The sequence below is a fragment of the Streptomyces sp. NPDC006332 genome, assembly GCF_040612855.1.
Lineage (GTDB): Bacteria > Actinomycetota > Actinomycetes > Streptomycetales > Streptomycetaceae > Streptomyces.
In genome coordinates, this window is record NZ_JBEXRA010000022.1 from 116,139 (window position 1) to 135,754 (window position 19,616).

Sequence of the window (19,616 nt, forward strand, 5' to 3'; positions counted from 1 at the left end):
GACTGCGTCGGCTGCGGAGCCCCGGTCGGCTTCATCGACCGGCAGTACTGCTGTCGCTGCACGGCCCGGCAAAAGGAGGCGGCGGCCAGGGCGGCTTGCCCCCGCTGCGGTCAGCAGCGCGTCCTCCAGGAGGACACCGGCCGGTGCATCACCTGCTCGCGCGTGTGCATCACCTGCGGCCATCCGGTCAGAGACATGACAGCGACGTTGTGCCGGGACTGCTCGCGCAAGACGGAACGCGACGCCGCCAAGACGCTCTGCCCTCGCTGCGGTCGGCCCGGCTATCTGCGTGAAGACACCGGCTGGTGCGGGCATTGCTCGCGTCCCCGCCAGACCAAGCAGCCGCCCCGGCCCTGCCGCGAATGCGGCCGCGTTCGACGGCACGCAGGGCTGGGACTGTGCTCAGCCTGCTGGCAGCGTCACCCCGACCGGCCCTTCGTCCGAACCGAGAACCTGATCGCCGAACTCGCCGAACCCCCGGACTGGCTGCGGGACTTCACCGCCGAACTCGCCGCCAAGTACTGCGTCAGCCGCGCATGCACGATGATCACCTCCCTGGGACGACTTCTCCTGGACGAGTGACCCAACCATCCGCAGGCTCTGCTCGAACGCTCCCGTTGTTCGGGACGCTCGATGGGCTCCCTCGCCCGCGCACTGGAAACCTTCTTCACCGCTCACGGCATGGCCATGGCCACCGGTCAGGCCGAACGGCTCGCGGCCGGCCGCCGACAGCGCCGCATCGATGCCGTCCCCGAGACCCTGCGGCCAACGGTGGACGCGTTCGCCGAGTTCATGATGCGCTCACGAGAGAGAGCCCGCCGTGCCGGAACACGACCTCGCAGCGATGGAACCATCGAAGCGGCACTGGCCATCCTGCGTGACCTCGCCGGCTTCCTCGCCGGTGAACGCGGCAAGCAGGACTGGGCGCTGACCGATGTCCACGACGTCGAAGCCTTCCTCGCCGGCTCGCCCAGGGCCCGGAAACGTCGGCTGGTCGTACTCGGGCAGTTCTTCCGCTTCGCGCGTTCCCGGAAGATCGTGCTCGTCGATCCCTCCCACGGCCTGACCTCCCGAGGACCGAGCGGCTTCACCGGGGCGACGCTGACACTTGATCAGCAACGCGTTCTGTTCCGTCGCTGGACCACCGGCCCGGCCGTCCACCCGCACGAGGCCCTGCTGGGCATGCTTGCCCTGTTGCACGGCGCATCAAGCCGCGAGGTCAAGATGCTGCAGACCGCTGACCTCGACCCTCACGCCCGGACTACCCGGCTCGGCGACCGTCCGCATCCGGTTCCCCTGGACCCGGCGTCATGGGCAGTGCTGGAACGCTGCCTCGCTCACCGCGAAGCCCAGCGGACCGACAACCCCCACGTCATGGTCACCCGCCAGACGAAGTCCGGCCGGGGCCCGGCGTCCACCGCCTATGTCAGTCACGTCCTGGACGCCTGCGGCTTCCCGCCCCGCATGATCCGCTGCACTCGACTACTCGACCTGGTCAACACTATGGACCCCAAACTCGTCGCCGCCGCGTTCGGCATGGATCCCGAGGCCACCATGATCTACCTTGCCGACCACGTCGATCCCGGCCGCCTGCCCGGCCCAGAATCACGGCGACGGCAGACGACAGGCTGACCTACTGTTCGGCGAATGAGCACTCACGAGGTTGGCCTCACCGAATTGACCGAGGTGGTCGTCCGCTCCCAGGACAACCCGGCGGTCAGGGTGAGGTTCTGTGACCGTTTCCGTCCGGACGACGACCGCGTGCACTACGCCATTGAGGCATGCGCGCCCGGGCTGAATGCCCGCGTCGATGAAGTGGTCGCATGGATCTGGGACGCGGACCTGGTGCCCTTCCTGGAGGAGCTGGCTCGGGACTTTCGAGGGTGGGACGGCGAGCGCGTCTGGCAGAACAACGATCACGACCTCACCGTCACAGCGGTCTTCCGGGCTGGCGGGCATGTCGGGTTGACCTGGACTCTTCAGCCCTGGCCGACGGCCGCGGGCGGCTGGGCAGGATCCGTCACCACATGGCTGGAGGCCGGCGAGCAGATGTCCATCCTCGCCGCCGATCTCCGCCACTTCCTCCACGAGAATGGGAGCCATCGTGGCTGACCTGTCGCTGAATGAGCGTCTCTATATCTGGGGGCGGAACTTGTTCCAGCAACAGCAGGAACCAGTTGCTTGGGCAGGCAGCGTTCTTGCTGCTGCAGCCCGGAGGAGGGGACAGTCACCAGAGATCGACGAGGCACTGAACCTGGCAGAACGTGAAGACCACTGGCCGCGGGGCCGCGAAGTCTTCGACCGAATCCGGCAACGGAGTCTGAGCAAAGAGGCCCCGCTGGCTGAGGAAGACGCTCTGCGCTTTGCACTCGCGGAACTGGTGGCCAAGCTCGCGCACAATGCAGCGGGACAGCGACCGCCTTTCGATCATGATTCGGGTTGGCGTGTCGGTCCTACCGCCTATCGCCTCGCGGCGGCGACGGATGATCCGGAACTGCGCGAGCATCTGACGCGGGCCCTGGGTGGATGGCCACAGGACGTCTGACTACGAGAGTGCCCGCTATGCCTCGTCGAACCTGTCGCAGTTCGGCAACACCTCGCACTGGTTCCCCGGAACATGTGCGCTTTGCCGAATGACTCGTTGGAGGCGATGGCGACGCTGTTCTTCTCCTCGCGTTCGGTGAGCACCTGGAACAGCAGCTCAGCGCCCCTGCGGTCCAGCTCCATATAGCCGAGTTCGTCTATGCAGAGGAGATCCACGCGTCCGTAGCGGGCGATGGTCTTGGTCAGGACCTTCTCGTCCGCCGCCTCGACCAACTCGTTGACCAGCTTGGTGGCAAGTGTGTAGCGGACCCGGAAGCCGGCCAGGGCGGCCTCGGTCCCGAGCGCGATCAACAGGTGGGACTTGCCGGTGCCGGAGTCGCCGATCAGGCAGAGCGGCAGGCCCTTCTTGACCTACTCGCAGGTCGCCAGAGTGTGAATGACGGCTGCGTCGACGTTCCCGTTGGCCTCGAAGCCGAAGGCCCTCAGCGACTTCTCCCGCGGGAACTGCGCCGCCTTGATGCGCCGTTCGGAGCGTCGCGTGGCCCGGTCGTCGCACTCGGCCATCAGCAGTTCGGCGAGGAAGCCGCGATAGGATATCTGGTCGCGGGCGGCGGCTTCGGCCAGGTCGGGGAACTGGGCCCGGATAGTGGGCAGCCGGAGCATGCGGCATGCCTGGTCGACGGCGGCGGTCGCGGCCTGTTCGGTCAGCCCGCGGTGGTGTTTGAGTGTCACGGCATCTCTCCCTGGATGGCGGGGCGGTCGGCCGGCTGCCGGGCTCGCAGCAGCTGGTCGTAGGCCGCGACCGAAGGCAGCGGCCGGGTGTCGGGCGGAAGCTGGGCCAGCCGCCGCTCGGTCAGCGAAGTCACGTTCGTCCGTTCCGGCTCCGCCGGGACAACCGGAGCCGCGACCTCGTAGGCTTCGGCAGCCTTCCGGGCCTCCAGGGCGACGGCGTCCGCGGTCAGGGCGCCGGCCCTGAGCGCGAAGGCAAGCCCAGCGACCAGGTGCTCGTGGGGGACGTGGCGGCCCATCAGCAGGACCTCGATCAGGGCCCGGGTGCCGTCCTGCTCGCCGTGGGAAGCCTTCGCCGCCTCCCACCAGGCGTCATGGACCGGGCGTGAACTTCCCTGCGGAACGCGCCTGTTCGAGGGCGGTGGCCCCGGGAAACGCTCCGGGCTTGCGGACCAGGGCTTCCAGATAGTGGTCCAGATCCAACCGGGCCTTCCCCTTGGCGATCAGCCGTTCATGACGGGCGACCTCCTGCTGGCCGTCGTAGACCACCAGCTCGGACGCGTGCGGTATCGCTCTCACCGTCCGCCCGATCAGCCGCACCGGCACCGAGTAGCGATTGGTGCGGACACTGACCTGGCTGAAGCGGTCCACCCGCAGGCTGAACAGCCGTCCCGTCTCAAAGGGTTCGTCCGGTAACGGCTGCAGCAGCGGCCGTTCGACAGCGAAGTACTCGCTCACCGGCCGTGGCCGGGAGCCGATCCGGCGCCGTTCGTCGTCCTCGTCCCACTGCTCGATCATTGCGTTGAGCTCGGCGAGGGAGGCGACCTCGGGGGACGGGGACCATGTGATTGCGGCGGATCCAGCCGATCTGCCCCTCCACCCCACCCTTCTCATGAGCGCCCTCGATGCCGGGCAGGCAATACGCAGCATCGATGCCGAAGTGCGACCGGAACGCGGTCCATCGCTCGTTCTCCACGCGGGAGCGTGAGCTCAGCACCCGGGAGACCGCAGAGCGGAGGTTGTCGTAGCGGACCTTGCCGGTCGGGACGCCCTGGCCGCAGGAGGCGAAGACGCGGTGGCCGGCCTTGCCCGAATACGACAAGCGCATCGCGAACACGAAGCAGGTGACCTGCTCACCGGCGAGGCGTACCTTCACGTCGCCGAAGTCCACCTCCGCCCTGGCCCCCGGCCGGTGGGACTGCGGAATGAACGCGTGTACCACCCCGCGGCCGGCCTCAACAGCGATCTGGGGCCGCCGATCGGCGACATAGGCCCGCACCATCGGATAGGTCACCGCCTCCGCCCCGTGCTCGTCCAGGAGCCGGTCGAAGATCCGCTTGACCGTGTGACGCTGCTTGCGCGGAGCATCCAGATCCGCTCGAAGCATCGCGTCGATCAACGGCTTGTAGGCATGCAGGCGGGTCCCGCGCGGCCGCGGCTTCTTCCGGGGCTCCGGCCAGACCGACTCCAACGCGGCCTTCACCGTGCGAAATCCGACTCCGTACTTACGCATCAAGGCCCGGTACGACATCCCTGCCCGAGCGTCACGGCGGATCGCCGCGTACAAGTCGACCTTGGATTTCGGTGGCGGCATCGCAGCCTCATCCCGCAGAGCACGTCAATGCTCCCACCGCAACCCCTCAAGCGTTGCCAGAACTCACAAACGTCGCCCTCCGGCGAAACACGGCGTTCTCGACCCTGAGCGACAAGTGGTGTCGGATTCCGTCAACAGAACCACACGTGCTGCGTCGGCACGACGAGGCGTTCCGGTTGTGGCCGGCCTCCCGTGCGATGATGATGCGGAACTGGAGAAGAAGCGTTTCATCGCACTGACCGGACGGCCGGATCCTTCCGCCCTGGCTGTGCGGCTCGTACGGCCATGACATGTTCTGCCAGGTCGTGCCCCGCCTGCCGTACCGTGGGCAAGCGCTTGCGAGAACGGGATGGGAAGTGAAGGCGGCACGCATGGGTCTCGGGGACGACACGGACTCCCTCGACGAGGCGACGAACGTGTTCATGGCGGCGCGTCCCCATCTCTTCGGCATCGCCTACCGAGTCCTCGGCAGCACCACGGAGGCCGAGGACGTGCTACAGGACGCGTGGCTGCGGTGGCAGGGCACCGACCGTGACGTCGTCCGCGAGCCGAAGGCATTCCTCGCCACCGTCACCGCCCGTCTGGCGCTCAACGTCGCCCAGTCCGCCAGGGTGCGACGCGAGTCGTACATCGGCCCCTGGTTGCCGGAACCGGTCGACACGCGCGCGGATCCGCAGTTGGGTGCCGAGCGGGCCGAAGCGCTCGACACGGCGGTGCTCTTCCTGCTGGAGCGGCTCAACCCCGTGGAAAGGGCCGCCTATGTGTTGCGGGAGGCTTTCGACTACCCCTACCAGCAGATCGCGGACATGCTGGAGACCAGCGAGACCAATACCCGCCAGCTGGTCAGCCGCGCGCGCAGGCACATCGCGTCGGAGCGCCGCAAGCCCGTCGAGCCCAGCGAGCACCGACGGCTGATGGAGGTGTTCCTCACCGCGGCACAGACCGGTGATCTGGCCGTGCTCGAAGGCATTCTCGCCGACGACGTGGTCAGCTACACCGACGGGAACGGGCTGCGCGGGGCGTCCAAGTTTCCGGTCGTCGGTCTGGTGCGCGTCTCCAGGTACCTTGCCGCCTTCGCCCCGCGCTTCTGGCCGCAGAAGGAGATCCACTGGGTCGAGGCCAACGGCGGGCCGGCCGCCCTCGTCTCGGCCGGGGGGACGGCCGTGGTTCTGCTGACCCTCGACATCTCGGAACGCGGCATCGAGCGGGCCATGTGGGTCATGAATCCAGAAAAACTGGCACCCTACGTGGCATCCCTGGACGGTGACACCACTTTCTCCTCCTGAACGCCCCCCGTGCGCTTCACAAGAGCGGGTACAGGTCGGTCTTCACCGCCGGGTTCGCGATCTGCTTCCACGGGCAGCCGGCCGCATTGCACGACAGGCCGCGCTCGTCCGGACGTCGCTGCCTCACTCCTGCATCGGGCCGAGGCGTCGTGCCCGTACCCGAGGACGGCCTGGCATGGCGCTCCGATCACCGTCAGGCCGGCCTCCTGGGGCCATGACGCCCTGGGTCGTCACAGATCGCGGGACTGTCCGGTCGTACTGGGTGACGACCCCTGTGATCGGAGTGGACCGTGGCTGTCACCGAACAACGTCTTGCCACCATGGTGCTGGTGATCGGCACTGGAGGTGCCGGCCTGCGAGCGGCCATCGAACTGGCCGAGGCCGGCATCGACGTCCTCGCCGTCGGCAAGCGCCCCAAGGAGGACGCCCATACGGCCCTGGCGGCCGGCGGCATCAACGCGGCACTGGCGACCATGGACCCTGAGGACAGCTGGCAGCAGCACGCCGCCGACACCCTCAAGGAGAGCTACCTACTCGCCGATCCCCGCACCGTGGAGATCGTCACCCAGGGCGCCGCCCGAGGCATCGACGATCTCGAGCGCTACGGCATGGCCTTCGCCAGGGAGGAGGACGGCCGACTCTCACAGCGCTTCTTCGGCGCGCACAAGTTCCGCAGGACCGCCTTCGCCGGCGACTACACCGGCTTGGAGATCCAGCGCACCCTCATCCGGCGCGCGGAGCAACTGGACATTCCTGTCCTGGAAGGCGTGTACATCACCCGGCTGCTGGTGCACGAGGGCGCCGTGTTCGGCGCGTACGGCTTCGACCTCACGAGCGGACGGCGCTACCTGATCCAGGCCGACGCGGTCGTCCTGGCCGCCGGCGGCCACACGCGCATCTGGCGGCGTACCTCCTCGCGGCGCGACGAGAACACGGGGGACTCCTTTCGCCTGGCCGTGGAGGCCGGGGCCCGACTGCGTGACGCCGAGCTGGTGCAGTTCCATCCGTCCGGCATCATCGAGCCGGAGAACGCAGCCGGCACGCTGGTCAGCGAGGCCGCCCGCGGCGAGGGCGGCATCCTGCGCAACGCGCTCGGGGAACGCTTCATGGCCCGCTACGACCCCGCGCGCATGGAGCTGTCCACCCGTGACCGCGTGGCCCTGGCGGCGTACACGGAGATCAGGGAAGGGCGCGGCACGCCCAAGGGCGGCGTGTGGCTCGACGTCTCCCACCTGCCCCGGCAGACGATCATGACGCGCCTGCCCCGCGTCTACCAGACCCTGCTGGACCTGCAGATGCTGGACATCACCCGCGATCCGATCGAGATCGCGCCCACGGCGCACTACTCGATGGGTGGTGTGTGGGTGCGTCCGGAGGACCACAGCACCGACGTCCGTGGCCTGTACGCCATCGGCGAGGCGTCGAGCGGATTGCACGGCGCCAACCGTCTCGGCGGCAACAGCCTCATCGAGCTGTTGGTGTTCGGCCGCCTCACCGGTCAGGCGGCCGCCTCCTATGCGCAGTCCCTCAAGGCGCAGCCGCGGTCGGCGTCGGCCATCGCGGAGGCCCGCGCGGAGATCGACGACCTTCTCGCGGCCGACGGGACCGAGAACGTCCGTGCCCTGCAACGGGCCATCCGCGACATCATGACCGAGCACGCGGGCGTCGTACGCGACGAGGACGGCCTGCGCGCCGGACTGGCGGAACTCGCGGTGATCGAGAAGCGCATGGAGGCCGTCGGCATCCACCCGGACATCGCGGGCTATCAGGACCTCGCACACGCCTTCGATCTCAAGTCAGCCGCCCTCGCGGCCCGGGCCACCCTCGAATCGGCCGTCGAGCGTCGCGAGACGCGCGGTTGCCACAACCGCAGTGACTACCCCGGCCTGGATCCCGCTCTGCAGGTGAATCTGGTGTGGTCCCCGACGACGGGCGTCACCCGCGAGAGCATTCCGGCCGTTCCCGACGAGATTTCCTCCCTGATGGAGGAGGTCTCGACCGCGGGCAAACTCGTCGAATAGGGGTGTCACAAACAGAACTCGTGCCCGGTCTCTACTGGTACAGGCATCAGCGAAACCCGAAGGGAATTCCGTCATGAAGGTCGTAGTGATCGGTGGCACCGGGCTGATCGGCTCGAAGGTGGTCGCCAGGCTCGGCGAGCACGGGCACGAAGCGGTCGCGGCGTCGCCCAACACCGGCGTCAACACGTTGACGGGCGAGGGGCTGGCCGAGGTCCTGCAGGGTGCGTCGGTGGTGGTCGACGTATCGAACTCACCCTCGTTCGAGGACGAGGCCGTCATGAACTTCTTCCACACATCGACGGCCAATCTGCTGAAGGCGGAGACCGAGGCGGGCGTGGCGCATCATGTGGCACTGTCCGTGGTCGGCACCGAGCGCCTGCAGGGGAGCGGATACTTTCGCGCCAAGCAGGCCCAGGAAGACCTGATCAGGGCGTCCGGCAACCACTACTCCATCGTGCACGCCACCCAGTTCTTCGAGTTCGCGAAGGGGCTCGCCGACGGGGTCACCGAGGGTGACACCGTGCACCTGCCCGACGCCAAGATCCAGCCCATCGTCTCCGACGACGTGGCCGCGGCCGTCAGCCGCACCGCGGTCGGGGGCCCGGTGAACGGGGTGGTCGAGGTCGCCGGTCCCGAAGTGTTCCAGCTCGAGGAGTTCATCCGTATGGGACTCAGCGCCCAGAACGACCCCCGCAAGATCGTCACCGACCCGCAGGCGACGTACTGGGGCGCCCCGTTGCAGGAGGCCACACTTCTGCCGGGTGCCGGCGCACACATCGCCGGCACGAGGTTCGGCGACTGGCTCGCACAGCAGAAGTAGAGATCGTTTCGGGTGGCCCTTTCCTCCGGACGGGCCACCCGAGCCGACAGAACAAGGAGCACCATGGCCACAACCCATGAAGGACGCAGCGATATCACGGTCGCGATCGTCGCGCTGTCCGCAGAGGCGGCCGAACTGCAGACTCGCGTCACCGAACTGGGACAGGAGTTGGTGGACGTCGACCGACGCATGAAAGCCGTCTCGGCGGCTCTGCACCGGCTTTCGAGTATTTAAGCCGACGTCGCCTCGCCTTCGAGCTGCATGGTGCGGATTTCCCTGCGGGAGGAAATGCCGAGCTTTGAGAACACCTTGCGGAGATGCCATTCGACCGTGTGGGGACTGATGAACAACTGGGCGCCGATCTCGGGGTTCGTGAGCCCTTCGCCGGCGAGACGAGCGATCTGCGCCTCCTGCGGAGTGAGGGTTTCATGCGTCGCGGCGGTGCGTTTACGAACCTTCGCTCCCGTGGCCTGCAGCTCGCGTCGCGCACGCTCCGCGAATGCCTCGGCGCCGATCTGGCTGAGCATGTCGTAGGCGGCGGCGAGGTGCGCGCGGGCGTCCGCGCGGCGGTTCCCGCGGCGAAGCCACTCGCCGTAGAGAAGCTGGACGCGTGCGAACTCCGTCCGGACCTCGGTGTTGCCGAGCCGCTCGATCGCCTCGCGGTACAAAGCGTCGGCGGCCTGCCCGTCGCTCACCAGCGCACGGACCATGGCCGAGGTGCCAAGGGCCCAGTCGGTGCCGCTGGCCTGCGCCATGTCATGGATTGTCCGGACCGCCTCGGTTGCGTCTTCCGGTTTTCCGAGTCGTCCTGATGCCTCGACGAGCTCAACCATCGACTGGAGGTACAGGCCGAGTTCCTGCGGGTTCTCACAACCCCGCTTGGCGGCTGCGTAGGCCTCCTCGTATCGGCCGAGGCCGTTGTAGAGCACCGCCGCCGCCCACTGTGTCGCGGTCACCACCTTGCCCTCTCCTCGCAGGAGGAGGTCTTGGGTGATTGCCTTGATCGCCTGCTGGGTCTCCGGCTCCCGGCCCTTCCACGGCTCGACGACGAGCGCCCCGTAGTGCGCGAAGAATCTGCTGCCGGTCGCCTCGCCGATTGCGGTCGCCTCCACGACGAGGGAGTCGGCGCCGACGAGGTTGCCTGCGAAGACCCGATTCGACAGGCGCAGCAGGAGAGCCGACGGCAGCACGGACAGTGTTCCCGTCTCGCGTGCCAGGTCGACCAACCCTGCCGAGAGCACGGACCAGCTCTCGAAGTCCCACGTGCTGTGAGCCAAGCGGCATGCGAGCGGTAGCCAGCCGAGACCCTCTTCCCTCGAGACCTCGTCGGTGCGGAATGCGACCAGCGCCTCGAGCAGCATCGGCGTGCCTGCGGCGTAGCCCTCCGTGGTCACCCGTGCAAGACCCGCCAGAAGTAGATCGTCGCGTGTCGGCTCAGCGGGCATCGGTGCGCTCAGTATGGCCTTCGCCACTGTGAGAATGCCGCCCTTCGGGAGCCGGCCGGCGGTGAGAGCCGCGTAGATCGCGTCGCGGTAGGTTTCACGGGCGCGCCTTGCGTCGAGCGATTCGAGCCGCTTGGCCGCTTCGAGCAGCAGCGGCAGACCTGCGCTGGCGCTCTTCGACGCAGACATGATCTGACCACGCAGCAATGTCGACTGTGCAGCTCCGAGCTCGTCGAGGGGACCCAGCTCCGCCGCGTCCGCCAGCTCTCGCGCGGCGTCGTACGCGCCGGCCTGGTACTTGGCGTGCGCCGCTGCCAACGCCCTGGCTCCGCGACGTGCGGGGTCCGGAGTCAGCTCGGCAGCTCGATCGAGAAAGGCTGCCGCCGCGGCGATTCCGCCACGCGCCTGCGCACGGTCCGCCGAGCGCTCCAGCTCGGCAGCCACCGTCTCGTCAGGTCCGGCCGTTGCCCGCGCCAGGTGCCAAGCGCGACGATCGGGATCGAGCTCGGCATCGGTCGCGTCTGCCAACGCTCTGTGCACCTCACGACGGCCGTCCGGGCCTGCCGCGCGATACGCCGCCGAGCGCACCAGCGGGTGCCGAAAGCGCACCAAAGTGCCGAAAGTGATCAACCCCGAGGCCTCGGCGTGCTCCACAGCGGCGTCCAGGACGATCCCGAGCCGCGCGGCCGCCCGCCTCAGCAGCGTCACGTCGCCGACCGGCTCGGCAGCGGCGGTGAACAGCAGGCGTTGCGTCCCGTCCGGGAGAGCCCGGACGCGGCGGAGGAAGCCCTGCTCGATCTGGCTCGACAACGGCCGCGCGTCGGTACGCACGAAGCCGTCGGTCAGGAGGTCCACCGGGGCCAATCCGCGAGGCAGCTCGAGCAGGGCCAGCGGATTGCCGCGCGTCTCGGCGACGATGCGGCTGCGTACCCGGTGGTCGAGGGGACCGGTGACGACGGAGTCGAGGAGATCTCGGGAGTCGCTCTCGGTCAGGCCCGTCACGGGCAGATCGGGCAGATCGGTCAGGCCTGCAGCCGGCTCGCAGGCGGTCGCCTCGCGGACGGCGAAGAGGAGCACGACCGACTCCGCGAGCAGCCGACGGGCAACGAACTCCAAAGTCTGCGCCGACACGCGATCCAGCCACTGCGCGTCGTCGATGAGGCAGACCAGCGGCTGGTCACCGCCGGCTTCCGCGAGGAGGCTCAGAGTGGCCAGGCCCACCAGGAACCGATCGGGTGCATCACCACCACGCAGCCCGAACGCCGTGCAGAGTGCGTCGCGTTGAGGCTCGGGAAGATTGTCGATGCCGCCCAGCAGGGGGGCGCAGAGCTGATGCAATCCGGCGTAGGAGAGCTCCATCTCGGACTGGGCGCCGGCAGCCCTGACAATGCGGCATCCGGTGGCGTGCTCGAAGACGTAGTTCAAGAGCTCGGTCTTGCCGATCCCTGCCTCACCGCGCAGGACCAGGACCCCACTTCGCCCCGACCTGGCGCCCGCCAAGAGGTCGTCGAGCGCCCGGCACTCGTCTCGCCGCCCGAGGAGTCCGGCAAAGGGACCGCGGCTCATCATGGCAGCCTCCCTGGTCAGGATCGACCGGCGTTCGTACGTCTCCAGATCGCGGCGGCTGTGTTCGTGGGCGGCCAGTGCCCTGGTGACGGGTGCGTCGGTGGGTGCGGTGGGTGACCAGCTGTATGTGGCGTCGTTGTCGGCAACCGAATGGCCATGGCCTTCTCGACCAACGGCAGAGTGAAGCATAGGGGCTGGTTGCGGATACCGCACCCATGAGCATTGGCCCCCTCGGCTGCCCAAGGGGGTGATCGGTTGCCCCTGGGCGCGACGTTGATTTCAGAGGTGCGGTGTTGTCCGGTAAGGGCGGGGGGCCGTGATATGTGACACGCGACCGCAGTGAGCCTGTGTCACCGCAGGTGCGCCGAGAGGTCATGGTTCCCCGGTCCTGGCTGGCGAAGACTGTGGGCGGGAGGTGCCTGCACCGGCTCACACGGCCCGGCTCGGGTGCGGGTCGGCCACGGAGTACGGACGTCGGAGGTGGAGGCCGGCCGGGTCGTGCTGAACGCGTTGCAGCCGCTGTCGACGGCCGAGCGCTCGGCGTTCTTGTTTCCACGCCGTCGGCATGCGGCCGCCGTCACATATCGTCCGGCACGACGTCGGGCGACATCGCCCCACGGGGACGCGCATCGAGAAGGGCGGCGATCTTGCTCGGAGTGCATATGCGGAGCAGCTGGTGGACGCCTTACCTGACGAGGCTGAGCTGGAGCATGTCGGCGATCTCGACGTAGGCGTAGCCGCACGCCCCGCGCAGCAGATTGGCGGCGCGCTCGACGGAAGTCAGCCTCGGCCTGGTTCGCACATGGCGTTCCCAGGACCTGTCCGGCGGCGCCCGCCCCTCAACGCGACGACCCCAGGATCACCACTACGCACGCGATCATCGTCAGGGTGATCAGCGCCATCGCGGTGAGTGTCCCCCGCAGCCATTGCCGGATCCGAATCTGGTGTTGCGCTTCTATCGCCTCGACGCGCTCGGCGATGTGATCGGTCACCATGTGGGCGACGTGTCTCTGCTCGGCGACGTACCACTGCCCGATGTCCCGCTTCTGCTCGGGGGTGAGCCCCTCCACGCGCGCGGTGAGGTCCGCCACGCGGCGGCGCGTCGCTCCCATATGAGCCTCCTGATACAGGAATCCCTCGATGTCGGTCAGGCCGCGGGCGGCCTCCTTGTGCGCGTCCATTGCGGACCCCCGCTGGAAACGAGAACTCCACATGGTCATGCCGTGCTCCTTTCCTTCGTACGGCCGGCGTCCGGCCCCTGCGTCCGCCCACTCGTGACGAAGGCGTCCCGCGGGTGCTGCACGGAGGCGAGAGACACGAGATCCCGGCCCGTGAGAGCCGCCGTGAGCCAGACCGCCAGAACGCGGATCTTGCGCTCCCAGCTGGGCACCGCCAGCACGTGATAGCCCCGGTGCATCAGCCATGCCGGGAATCCCTTGATGACGATGCCCTTGTACTGGAAGATGCCCCGCCCAAGGCCCAGTGTCGCCACGACGCCCAGGCTGCTGTGGCGGTAGTTCCGGACGTGCTTCCCGCGCAGGTCGGCCACGAGGTTCTTGGCGAGGAGCCGCCCCTGCCGCACGGCGTGCTGGGCGTTCGGTACCGTGCGTGCGCCCGGCACCGGCGAGGCCAGGTCGGGAATGGACGCGTCGTCCCCGGCGGCCCACACGCCGGGCACCGGCTCGCTGTCCGTGCCCACACGCAGATCGGGGCGGACCAGGAGCAGGCCACGCTCATCGACCGGCAGGTCCGTGTGGTTGTGCACGACCGGGTTCGAGGCGTTGCCTGCGGCCCAGACGATCAGCGTGGAGTCGTACTCCTCTCCGTCGGAGAGGACGACGTGGCCGTCCTCGGCGGACAGCAGTTGCGTGTTCAGGTGGACACGCGCGCCGCGACCTTCCAGGTGGCGCACCACCCAGGCACCCGGTTTGTCGCTCACCTCGGGCAGGATCCGGCCCCGGGCCTCGACCAGGTGGAAGGACACTTCGTCCATGCTCAGCTCCGGATAAGACCTGAGCATGGCAGTCGCCAGTGACAGCAGTTCACCGAAGCCCTCGACGCCGGAGAACCCGCCTCCCACGAAGGTGACGGTGAGCAGCTTTCGTCGCTCGGGGCCGGGCGGCAGCGACGCGGCCTGGTCGAACGCGGTCATCAGCCGGTCACGGATCGCCACGGCCTCCTCCACGTGCTTGAGGCCGATGGCCCGCTGCGCCAGTCCGGGGATGGGAAAGGTGCGGGTCACGGCGCCGGCAGTGACCACGAGGATGTCGTAGCGCAGCTCGTAGGCGTCTCCGCGCACCGGGCGGACGGTCACCGTACGGTCCGCGTCACGGATCTCGGTCACGGTCCCCGCGATCAGCCGGGTGCGACTCAGATGCCGCCGCAGTGAGACGACGGCGTGACGCGCCTCCACCGAACCGGCCGCCACCTCCGGCAGAAAGGGCTGATAGGTCATGTACGGGCGCGGGTCGACGACCGTGACGCGCGCTTCGCCCGGACGCAGCTTCTTCTGCAGGCCCCATGCGGTGTAGAAGCCCGCGTAGCCGCCGCCGACGATCAGAATCTCTCGCATGATTGGCCTCTGCTTCGTTGTCCGACACCACCTAGACCGCGCAGGCCGCGCGGGTGTGACACGCGAGGGCGACTCACGCAGTGGATTCGGAGACCTGTTTCGCGTTGTCGTCTGTGCCCGTTTCGTCGACGGCCACGGCATTCACCGCTTTGTGGATCTCGATGGTGAGCGTGTGCACGAGTTCCGTCAGTTCCGTGTTGCGACGCAGCTCGAGTTCCTGCGCCTCGTAGTCGTGGTCGGCCTTCTTGCGGGTGAACTCGGACTGTCGGTTCTGCCCGATCATCACGAACGTGGACAGGAATATGGCTTCGAGGGAGACGATCAGCGTGAGCGTCTCCCACGGGCTCTTCTCCACCCCGACCATCCATGCGGCGAACAGGACCATGTGGATGTAGACGAACCACATCGATCCGGCGAACCGGGTGATCCAGTCGGCGATCCGCAACTGAACGTCCTCGGCGCGCTCCTTCTGCACCGCGAGATAGGTAGGGTGCCTGCGCGCCGTGGACGGAGTCTGCGACCTCGCCCGGCGCCGGTCCGTCCGGCTCGGACGGCCCCTATCGAAGCGACTCACCGGGACCGCTCAGGAGTTGGTGGACGGCTGTGTCCACGTCCAGGTGGCAATCCTCGCTACCGGCGGGCACCATCGCGAGGGTCCGTCGCAGGAAGGCTTCCAGGGCTCGCGCCGAGACGGTCACCACGACCGCCTCCTGCTTCGGACCCGGGCACAGCGCGATCTGTACCTTGCCCGCCGACGGGCGCCGGGAAGGCCAGACCTGGATGTCGCCGACACCGACGAGCCTCTCCAGTCCGTCCAGGAGGAGATCGCGGCCGACCACCCAACGCACGGCCGTGTGAGCGCACATGTGGAACGTCAGGGAGACCGCGTAGGGATCGGCTCTGTCGTAGGACAGATCCAGCACCGCGGGTCGGTCCACTCCTTCGGCGACAACCAGGCGGACAAGCATCCGGCACATCACCACAGTGAAACTGTCGGGTTCTCTCATCACATCACCGCTCAGTAAACTGGTGGGATCAGGGGGTGTTCGAGGGCACACGGTGTGATGCGTCCTGCGCCCGATCGTGTGATTCAGGTACACCACGAATCGGCGAGGCCCTGTGGGCTCGCCACCATCAGTCACATGACCCGCGAGCCGCCCATGCAGTCACGTCACTGATGTTCGTGCTCGCGGGCCGGTGCACGGTGAGATCACTGATGTGACGGATGCCGTCTCCGGGCGGTGGCTCAGTCGGCGGAAGGACGCGGGGCGCGCAGGTGGGCCCGCTTCTCCAGCTCCTCCTCGTCGACCAGCGTGAGCATCGGCCGGCCGGGCGCACACAACATGAAGACTACGTACTTGGCCGGCGTGTCCGACAGGGCGTTGCCGTTCTGGTAGTGGATCACTTCACCGCCCGGCTCCCAGAACGTCTCACCGGCCTTGATCACACGCTCCGGCTCGCCCTCGAGCTCCCACCGGACGGCGCCTTCGGCGACGTAGCCGAAACACGGCCCCGAGTGCCGGTGCGGTGGCGTGCCGGGGTGTCCCGGAGGCCACTCCACCAGCACGGTCATCGCCGACGCGCCCTCCGGCACGAAGGGCGGCCTGACGTCCGCAAGCATCCTGGGACCGGTCCCTTCCTGGTCCCCGTGCTCGCCGTCGCCTCTCGTTGATTCCATCTCCAACACCGTGTCACACCTCCGTCGATCCAATGTCTTTCACAGAGAAGACCGGGCACAGCCCCACATCTGTGACACGACGGGTTACAACGTCCAGGACACAGTCGAATGACTCAAGCAACTCGCCGCCGGATCACGGAAGCTGAAGCTGTCCCCGAACCGGCGGCGAACCGCCGCCTTCGAGGTGCCGAAGCCACCATGCCCGGTGTTCCCCATGGTGATGAGCCGGCTCTTCCCACATTCACACTGCATCACAACGTTAGGAGCCACACCATGTTCCTTCTTCTCGTCGGCCCGGCATGGTCAGGCAGATACACGCGTCGGCGCGCTCTCCGTCGGCTCGACGGCCTGAGCGGTGCCGCGTGAACGAACAGCACGGCGGTCTGACCGTCGGCGTCGATCTCGGCGGCACGAAGATCGCCGCAGGGACGGTCGATCCCGGCGGGGAGGTCGTCTCCCGTGTACGCATCCCCACCCCGCACGACCCGGACCGGATCGCCGAGGCGGTCGCCGAGGCGGTCCAGCGGGTCCGCAGGGGCTGGGACGACGTCCGGGCGGTCGGCGTCGGAGCCGCCGGATACGTGGACGCGGACCGCTCGACGGTGCGCTTCGCGCCCAACCTGGGCTGGCACGACAAGGCGATCCGGGACATCGTCCAGGAGGCCACCGGACTTCCGGTCGTCGTCGAGAACGACGCGAACGCCGCCGCATGGGGTGAGTTCATCCACGGGGCAGGCGCCGGGCACGACGACATGCTGATGGTCATGGCGGGCACCGGCCTGGGCGGAGGCATCATCAGCAGGGGCCGGCTCTTCCGCGGCCGCTTCGGCATGGCCGGCGAGATCGGCCACTATCGGGCGGTCCCCGAGGGCTGTCGGTGCCCCTGTGGCCAGCACGGCTGCATGGAGCAGTACGCGAGCGGAGCGGCCCACACGCGCCGCGCCCGCGAGATGTCTGCCGCCGATCCGGCAGGCGCCGCGGCGGTGCTCGCGCTGGGCGACGGCACGCCCTCCGGCCTTGAGGGGCACCATGTGACCAAGGCCGCCCTCAGCGGCGATCCCTTCTCCCTCGAGGTGTTCGCGCGGTCGGGCCGCTGGCTGGGGCAGGTCCTCGCCGACCTCGCGTCCATCCTCGACCCGTCCGTCCTCGTCATCGGCGGCGGCCTCGGCGACACCGGCGAGCTGATCAGACGTCCGGCCGAGATCTCCTACCGCCGGGCCCTCGGCGGCGGCGAGCACCGCGTCTACGCCGAAGTCCGCACCGCCACCGTCGGAGCGGACGCCGGCCTCGTCGGCGCGGCCAACCTCGCCCGCCTCCACGAACTGCTGTCAACCCCGGCAGCCATCCGCTGACCGGCGGCGCGCACGCCGACGGGCGCGAAGAGCAGTGCCGGGCACCAGCGCAGTCGTCATCCCGATCCACGTCCTCTACGACCGGTGCCCGCCCGCCTGGCCGGGAGCCCCCGCCCGCACGTCCGTGCATCCGGTCCTGTGAAGGAGACCTTGTCCATGACCACCAACGCCTCTTCCAGGGAACCGGCCCACCCAAGCGCCGCGCTCCGCCCGACCAACCTCCGGCGCATCACCTCCATCTCGGCGGCCGCGTCGATCGGCGGTTTCCTGTTCGGTTACGACAGCGCCGTCATCAACGGCGCCGTAACCGGAATCCAGCACCGATTCGATGTCACTTCCAGCGAGACGGGCACCATCGTCGCCTCCGCCCTGCTCGGTTCCGCATTCGGAGCGGCCGTCGCAGGGCGTCTCGCCGACCGCATCGGCCGTCCACGCGTGATGCACCTCGCCGCTGCCCTCTTCGCGATCAGTGCGCTCGGGTCGTCCATGCCCTTCTCCGCCTGGGACCTGGGAGCCTGGCGCGTCGTCGGTGGTATGGCGATCGGCCTCGCCTCCTTGATCGGACCCACCTACATCGCCGAGGTCGCACCGCCCGACCACCGCGGTCGGCTGGCCTCGTTCCAACAGGCGGCCATCGTGCTCGGCATCACCGCCTCCCAGCTCGTCAACTGGGGCATCGCTCAAGGGGCCGACGGCAAGAGCGAAAACTCGCTGGGTGCTCTGCACGCCTGGCAGTGGATGCTCATGGCCGCGGTCGTACCGGCGCTCGCCTATCTGCTCCTCACCCTGCGCATCCCGGAGTCGCCGCACTTCCTTGTCGCCACGGGCCGCGAGGTCCAGGCGCTCGTCGTGCTGCGCGACCTGCGGGGCACGTACGACGGCGCCGAGGACCGGATCGCCGAGATCCAGCACGCGCTGAAGACCGACCACAAGCCGCGGGTACGCGATCTGCTCGACAGCCGCTTCGGGCTACTGCCGATCGTGTGGGTCGGCATGGGGCTGGCCGTCTTCCAGCAACTCGTCGGCATCAACGTCATCTTCTACTACTCGTCGCTGCTGTGGCAGTCGGTGGGCATCGACCAGGCCGACTCCCTCCTGATCAGCCTGTCCACATCGATCGTCAACATTGTCGGAACCGTCGTGGCGATGCTTCTGATCGACCGGGTCGGCCGCAAACCGCTCGCGTTGACCGGCTCGGCCGGCATGGCCGTGTCGTTGGCCTTCGCCGCCTGGGCGTTCTCGTACAAGACGGGCAGTGGCGCGGGGTTGTCCATACCGGACACGCAGGGCACCGTGGCACTGGTCGCCGCCCACGCCTTCGTCTTCTTCTTCGCGGTCTCCTGGGGTGTGGTGCTCTGGGTGATGGTCGGCGAGATGTTCCCGCTCCGAATCCGCGCCGCCGCGATGTCGATGGCGACCGCCGCCAACTGGATCGCCAACTGGGCCGTCACCGAAAGCTTCCCCCGTATGTCGGACTGGAACCTTTCGTCAACTTATGCCGTCTATACGTGCTTCGCCGTGCTCTCTTTCGTTTTCGTCGCCCTCCGGGTGCGCGAGACCAACGGCCGGAAACTGGAGGAGATGGGATGACAGCGCCCCGACCTCGGCCCCACAACCCTGCCCTGCCCGTCCGTGCGGCGGTCTGGTGGCCGGCCGCGTCCTGCCGAGGCGCCGACATCGAGACCTTCTTCCCGCCTCCGGGTGACCTGGCGACCGTCCAACGGGCGCTGATGACCTGCGATCAGTGCCCGGTGCGGATTCCATGTCGCCGGTACGCGCTCGACCACCGGGAACGGCACGGGATCTGGGGTGGTCTGACCGAGGAGACACGCGAGACGCTCCTCCGCATGGGACCGCCGACCGCACGCGCCCGGTCGCACGAACCCACCGAACTCGAGCTGCGAACCGACGCGATTTAAGTCGCCTCACCGATGTTGCACGGGCAACGAGGGTGTACCGGACCGGGGCTAGGATGTCGTGCGACGTGACCCTCTGCACAGAGGAAGCCGCAC

17 protein-coding genes and 2 pseudogenes are annotated in these 19,616 nt (G+C 68.3%); 11 read left to right on the plus strand and 8 right to left on the minus strand.

From position 1 onward, the window contains the following. Positions 1-195: 195 nt before the first annotated feature. The 4 genes from ABZ027_RS21240 to ABZ027_RS21255 are packed head-to-tail and all read left to right on the plus strand — an operon-like array spanning position 196 to position 2,545. Entirely contained in the window at positions 196-582 is a 387-nt protein-coding gene (locus tag ABZ027_RS21240) for a hypothetical protein (RefSeq protein ID WP_356770521.1), read from the plus strand. A gap of 51 nt (positions 583-633) precedes the next feature. Next, a complete protein-coding gene (locus ABZ027_RS21245; protein ID WP_356770523.1) occupies positions 634-1,632 on the plus strand; it encodes an integrase in 999 nt (332 codons plus the stop codon). A gap of 15 nt (positions 1,633-1,647) precedes the next feature. After that, positions 1,648-2,112: a DUF6228 family protein gene (locus ABZ027_RS21250; protein WP_356770525.1), complete on the plus strand. Its 465-nt coding sequence runs from the start codon at positions 1,648-1,650 to the stop codon at positions 2,110-2,112. Continuing rightward, positions 2,105-2,545 carry a hypothetical protein gene (locus ABZ027_RS21255; protein ID WP_356770527.1) on the plus strand — a complete coding sequence of 147 codons (441 nt, stop codon included), beginning with the start codon at positions 2,105-2,107 and terminating at the stop codon, positions 2,543-2,545. Before ABZ027_RS21250 ends, ABZ027_RS21255 begins: the two co-directional genes overlap by 8 nt. An 83-nt stretch (positions 2,546-2,628) precedes the next feature. On the opposite strand, the pseudogene ABZ027_RS21260 reads toward ABZ027_RS21255, so the two are convergent. Next, positions 2,629-3,276 (minus strand): annotated as a pseudogene (locus ABZ027_RS21260) (ATP-binding protein); the annotation flags it as partial. Further along, positions 3,273-4,867: pseudogene (istA, locus tag ABZ027_RS21265) on the minus strand (IS21 family transposase). The pseudogenes istA and ABZ027_RS21260, both read right to left, overlap by 4 nt. Before the next feature lie 371 nt (positions 4,868-5,238). Between istA and ABZ027_RS21270 the strand changes: the two are divergent. The 4 genes from ABZ027_RS21270 to ABZ027_RS21285 all read left to right on the plus strand — a co-directional run bounded on the left by ABZ027_RS21270 (position 5,239) and on the right by ABZ027_RS21285 (position 9,228). Further along, complete coding sequence (locus ABZ027_RS21270) at positions 5,239-6,153, plus strand: RNA polymerase sigma-70 factor (RefSeq protein WP_356770529.1); 915 nt, start codon at positions 5,239-5,241, stop codon at positions 6,151-6,153. A 320-nt stretch (positions 6,154-6,473) separates the two neighbouring features. Then, positions 6,474-8,174, plus strand: coding sequence for an FAD-dependent oxidoreductase (locus tag ABZ027_RS21275; RefSeq protein WP_356770579.1), 1,701 nt, complete (start codon positions 6,474-6,476; stop codon positions 8,172-8,174). 73 nt (positions 8,175-8,247) lie between these two features. After that, the gene (locus ABZ027_RS21280; protein ID WP_356770531.1) at positions 8,248-8,994 is read left to right on the plus strand and encodes an SDR family oxidoreductase; all 747 of its coding nucleotides are present in this window, start codon (positions 8,248-8,250) and stop codon (positions 8,992-8,994) included. 63 nt (positions 8,995-9,057) lie between these two features. Next, positions 9,058-9,228, plus strand: coding sequence for a hypothetical protein (locus ABZ027_RS21285; RefSeq protein ID WP_356770533.1), 171 nt, complete (start codon positions 9,058-9,060; stop codon positions 9,226-9,228). Here ABZ027_RS21285 and ABZ027_RS21290 read toward each other — a convergent pair. The 6 genes from ABZ027_RS21290 to ABZ027_RS21315 form a co-directional block, all read right to left on the minus strand. Next, entirely contained in the window at positions 9,225-12,005 is a 2,781-nt protein-coding gene (locus ABZ027_RS21290) for an AAA family ATPase (RefSeq protein WP_356770581.1), read from the minus strand. The two genes, ABZ027_RS21285 and ABZ027_RS21290, sit on opposite strands and share 4 nt — an antisense overlap. A gap of 836 nt (positions 12,006-12,841) precedes the next feature. After that, on the minus strand, positions 12,842-13,183 hold the full coding sequence (locus ABZ027_RS21295) for a hypothetical protein (RefSeq protein ID WP_356770535.1): 342 nt from the start codon (positions 13,181-13,183) through the stop codon (positions 12,842-12,844). Positions 13,184-13,218: 35 nt separating this feature from the next. Next, positions 13,219-14,574, minus strand: a complete 1,356-nt coding sequence (locus tag ABZ027_RS21300) for an NAD(P)/FAD-dependent oxidoreductase (RefSeq protein WP_356770537.1) — start codon at positions 14,572-14,574, stop codon at positions 13,219-13,221. A gap of 73 nt (positions 14,575-14,647) precedes the next feature. Continuing rightward, complete coding sequence (locus tag ABZ027_RS21305; protein WP_356770540.1) at positions 14,648-15,049, minus strand: DUF1003 domain-containing protein; 402 nt, start codon at positions 15,047-15,049, stop codon at positions 14,648-14,650. Positions 15,050-15,131: 82 nt separating this feature from the next. Continuing rightward, positions 15,132-15,581, minus strand: coding sequence for an SsgA family sporulation/cell division regulator (locus ABZ027_RS21310; RefSeq protein ID WP_356770542.1), 450 nt, complete (start codon positions 15,579-15,581; stop codon positions 15,132-15,134). Positions 15,582-15,820: 239 nt separating this feature from the next. Continuing rightward, a complete protein-coding gene (locus ABZ027_RS21315) occupies positions 15,821-16,252 on the minus strand; it encodes a cupin domain-containing protein (protein WP_356770544.1) in 432 nt (143 codons plus the stop codon). A 362-nt stretch (positions 16,253-16,614) separates the two neighbouring features. On the opposite strand from ABZ027_RS21315, the gene ABZ027_RS21320 reads away from it, so the two are divergent. The 3 genes from ABZ027_RS21320 (at position 16,615) to ABZ027_RS21330 (ending at position 19,523) form a co-directional block, all read left to right on the plus strand. Further along, positions 16,615-17,604 carry an ROK family glucokinase gene (locus ABZ027_RS21320; protein ID WP_356770546.1) on the plus strand — a complete coding sequence of 330 codons (990 nt, stop codon included), beginning with the start codon at positions 16,615-16,617 and terminating at the stop codon, positions 17,602-17,604. A gap of 156 nt (positions 17,605-17,760) precedes the next feature. Beyond that, positions 17,761-19,194: a sugar porter family MFS transporter gene (locus ABZ027_RS21325; RefSeq protein ID WP_356770548.1), complete on the plus strand. Its 1,434-nt coding sequence runs from the start codon at positions 17,761-17,763 to the stop codon at positions 19,192-19,194. Then, complete coding sequence (locus ABZ027_RS21330) at positions 19,191-19,523, plus strand: WhiB family transcriptional regulator (RefSeq protein ID WP_356770550.1); 333 nt, start codon at positions 19,191-19,193, stop codon at positions 19,521-19,523. The genes ABZ027_RS21325 and ABZ027_RS21330 overlap by 4 nt, the downstream gene beginning before the upstream one ends. Positions 19,524-19,616: the final 93 nt, after the last annotated feature.

Excerpts from the sequence above, each read along its gene's own strand:
- ABZ027_RS21295 (WP_356770535.1), bottom strand. The coding sequence starts at position 13,183 with ATGGACGCGCACAAGGAGGCCGCCCGCGGCCTGACCGACATCGAGGGA.
- ABZ027_RS21330 (WP_356770550.1), top strand. The coding sequence starts at position 19,191 with ATGACAGCGCCCCGACCTCGGCCCCACAACCCTGCCCTGCCCGTCCGT.
- ABZ027_RS21310 (WP_356770542.1), bottom strand. The coding sequence starts at position 15,581 with ATGAGAGAACCCGACAGTTTCACTGTGGTGATGTGCCGGATGCTTGTC.
- ABZ027_RS21245 (WP_356770523.1), top strand. The coding sequence starts at position 634 with ATGGGCTCCCTCGCCCGCGCACTGGAAACCTTCTTCACCGCTCACGGC.
- ABZ027_RS21275 (WP_356770579.1), top strand. The coding sequence starts at position 6,474 with ATGGTGCTGGTGATCGGCACTGGAGGTGCCGGCCTGCGAGCGGCCATC.
- ABZ027_RS21250 (WP_356770525.1), top strand. The coding sequence starts at position 1,648 with ATGAGCACTCACGAGGTTGGCCTCACCGAATTGACCGAGGTGGTCGTC.
- ABZ027_RS21325 (WP_356770548.1), top strand. The coding sequence starts at position 17,761 with ATGACCACCAACGCCTCTTCCAGGGAACCGGCCCACCCAAGCGCCGCG.
- ABZ027_RS21280 (WP_356770531.1), top strand. The coding sequence starts at position 8,248 with ATGAAGGTCGTAGTGATCGGTGGCACCGGGCTGATCGGCTCGAAGGTG.
- ABZ027_RS21315 (WP_356770544.1), bottom strand. The coding sequence starts at position 16,252 with ATGGAATCAACGAGAGGCGACGGCGAGCACGGGGACCAGGAAGGGACC.
- ABZ027_RS21270 (WP_356770529.1), top strand. The coding sequence starts at position 5,239 with ATGGGTCTCGGGGACGACACGGACTCCCTCGACGAGGCGACGAACGTG.
- ABZ027_RS21300 (WP_356770537.1), bottom strand. The coding sequence starts at position 14,574 with ATGCGAGAGATTCTGATCGTCGGCGGCGGCTACGCGGGCTTCTACACC.
- ABZ027_RS21285 (WP_356770533.1), top strand. The coding sequence starts at position 9,058 with ATGGCCACAACCCATGAAGGACGCAGCGATATCACGGTCGCGATCGTC.
- ABZ027_RS21240 (WP_356770521.1), top strand. The coding sequence starts at position 196 with ATGACAGCGACGTTGTGCCGGGACTGCTCGCGCAAGACGGAACGCGAC.
- ABZ027_RS21290 (WP_356770581.1), bottom strand. The coding sequence starts at position 12,005 with ATGATGAGCCGCGGTCCCTTTGCCGGACTCCTCGGGCGGCGAGACGAG.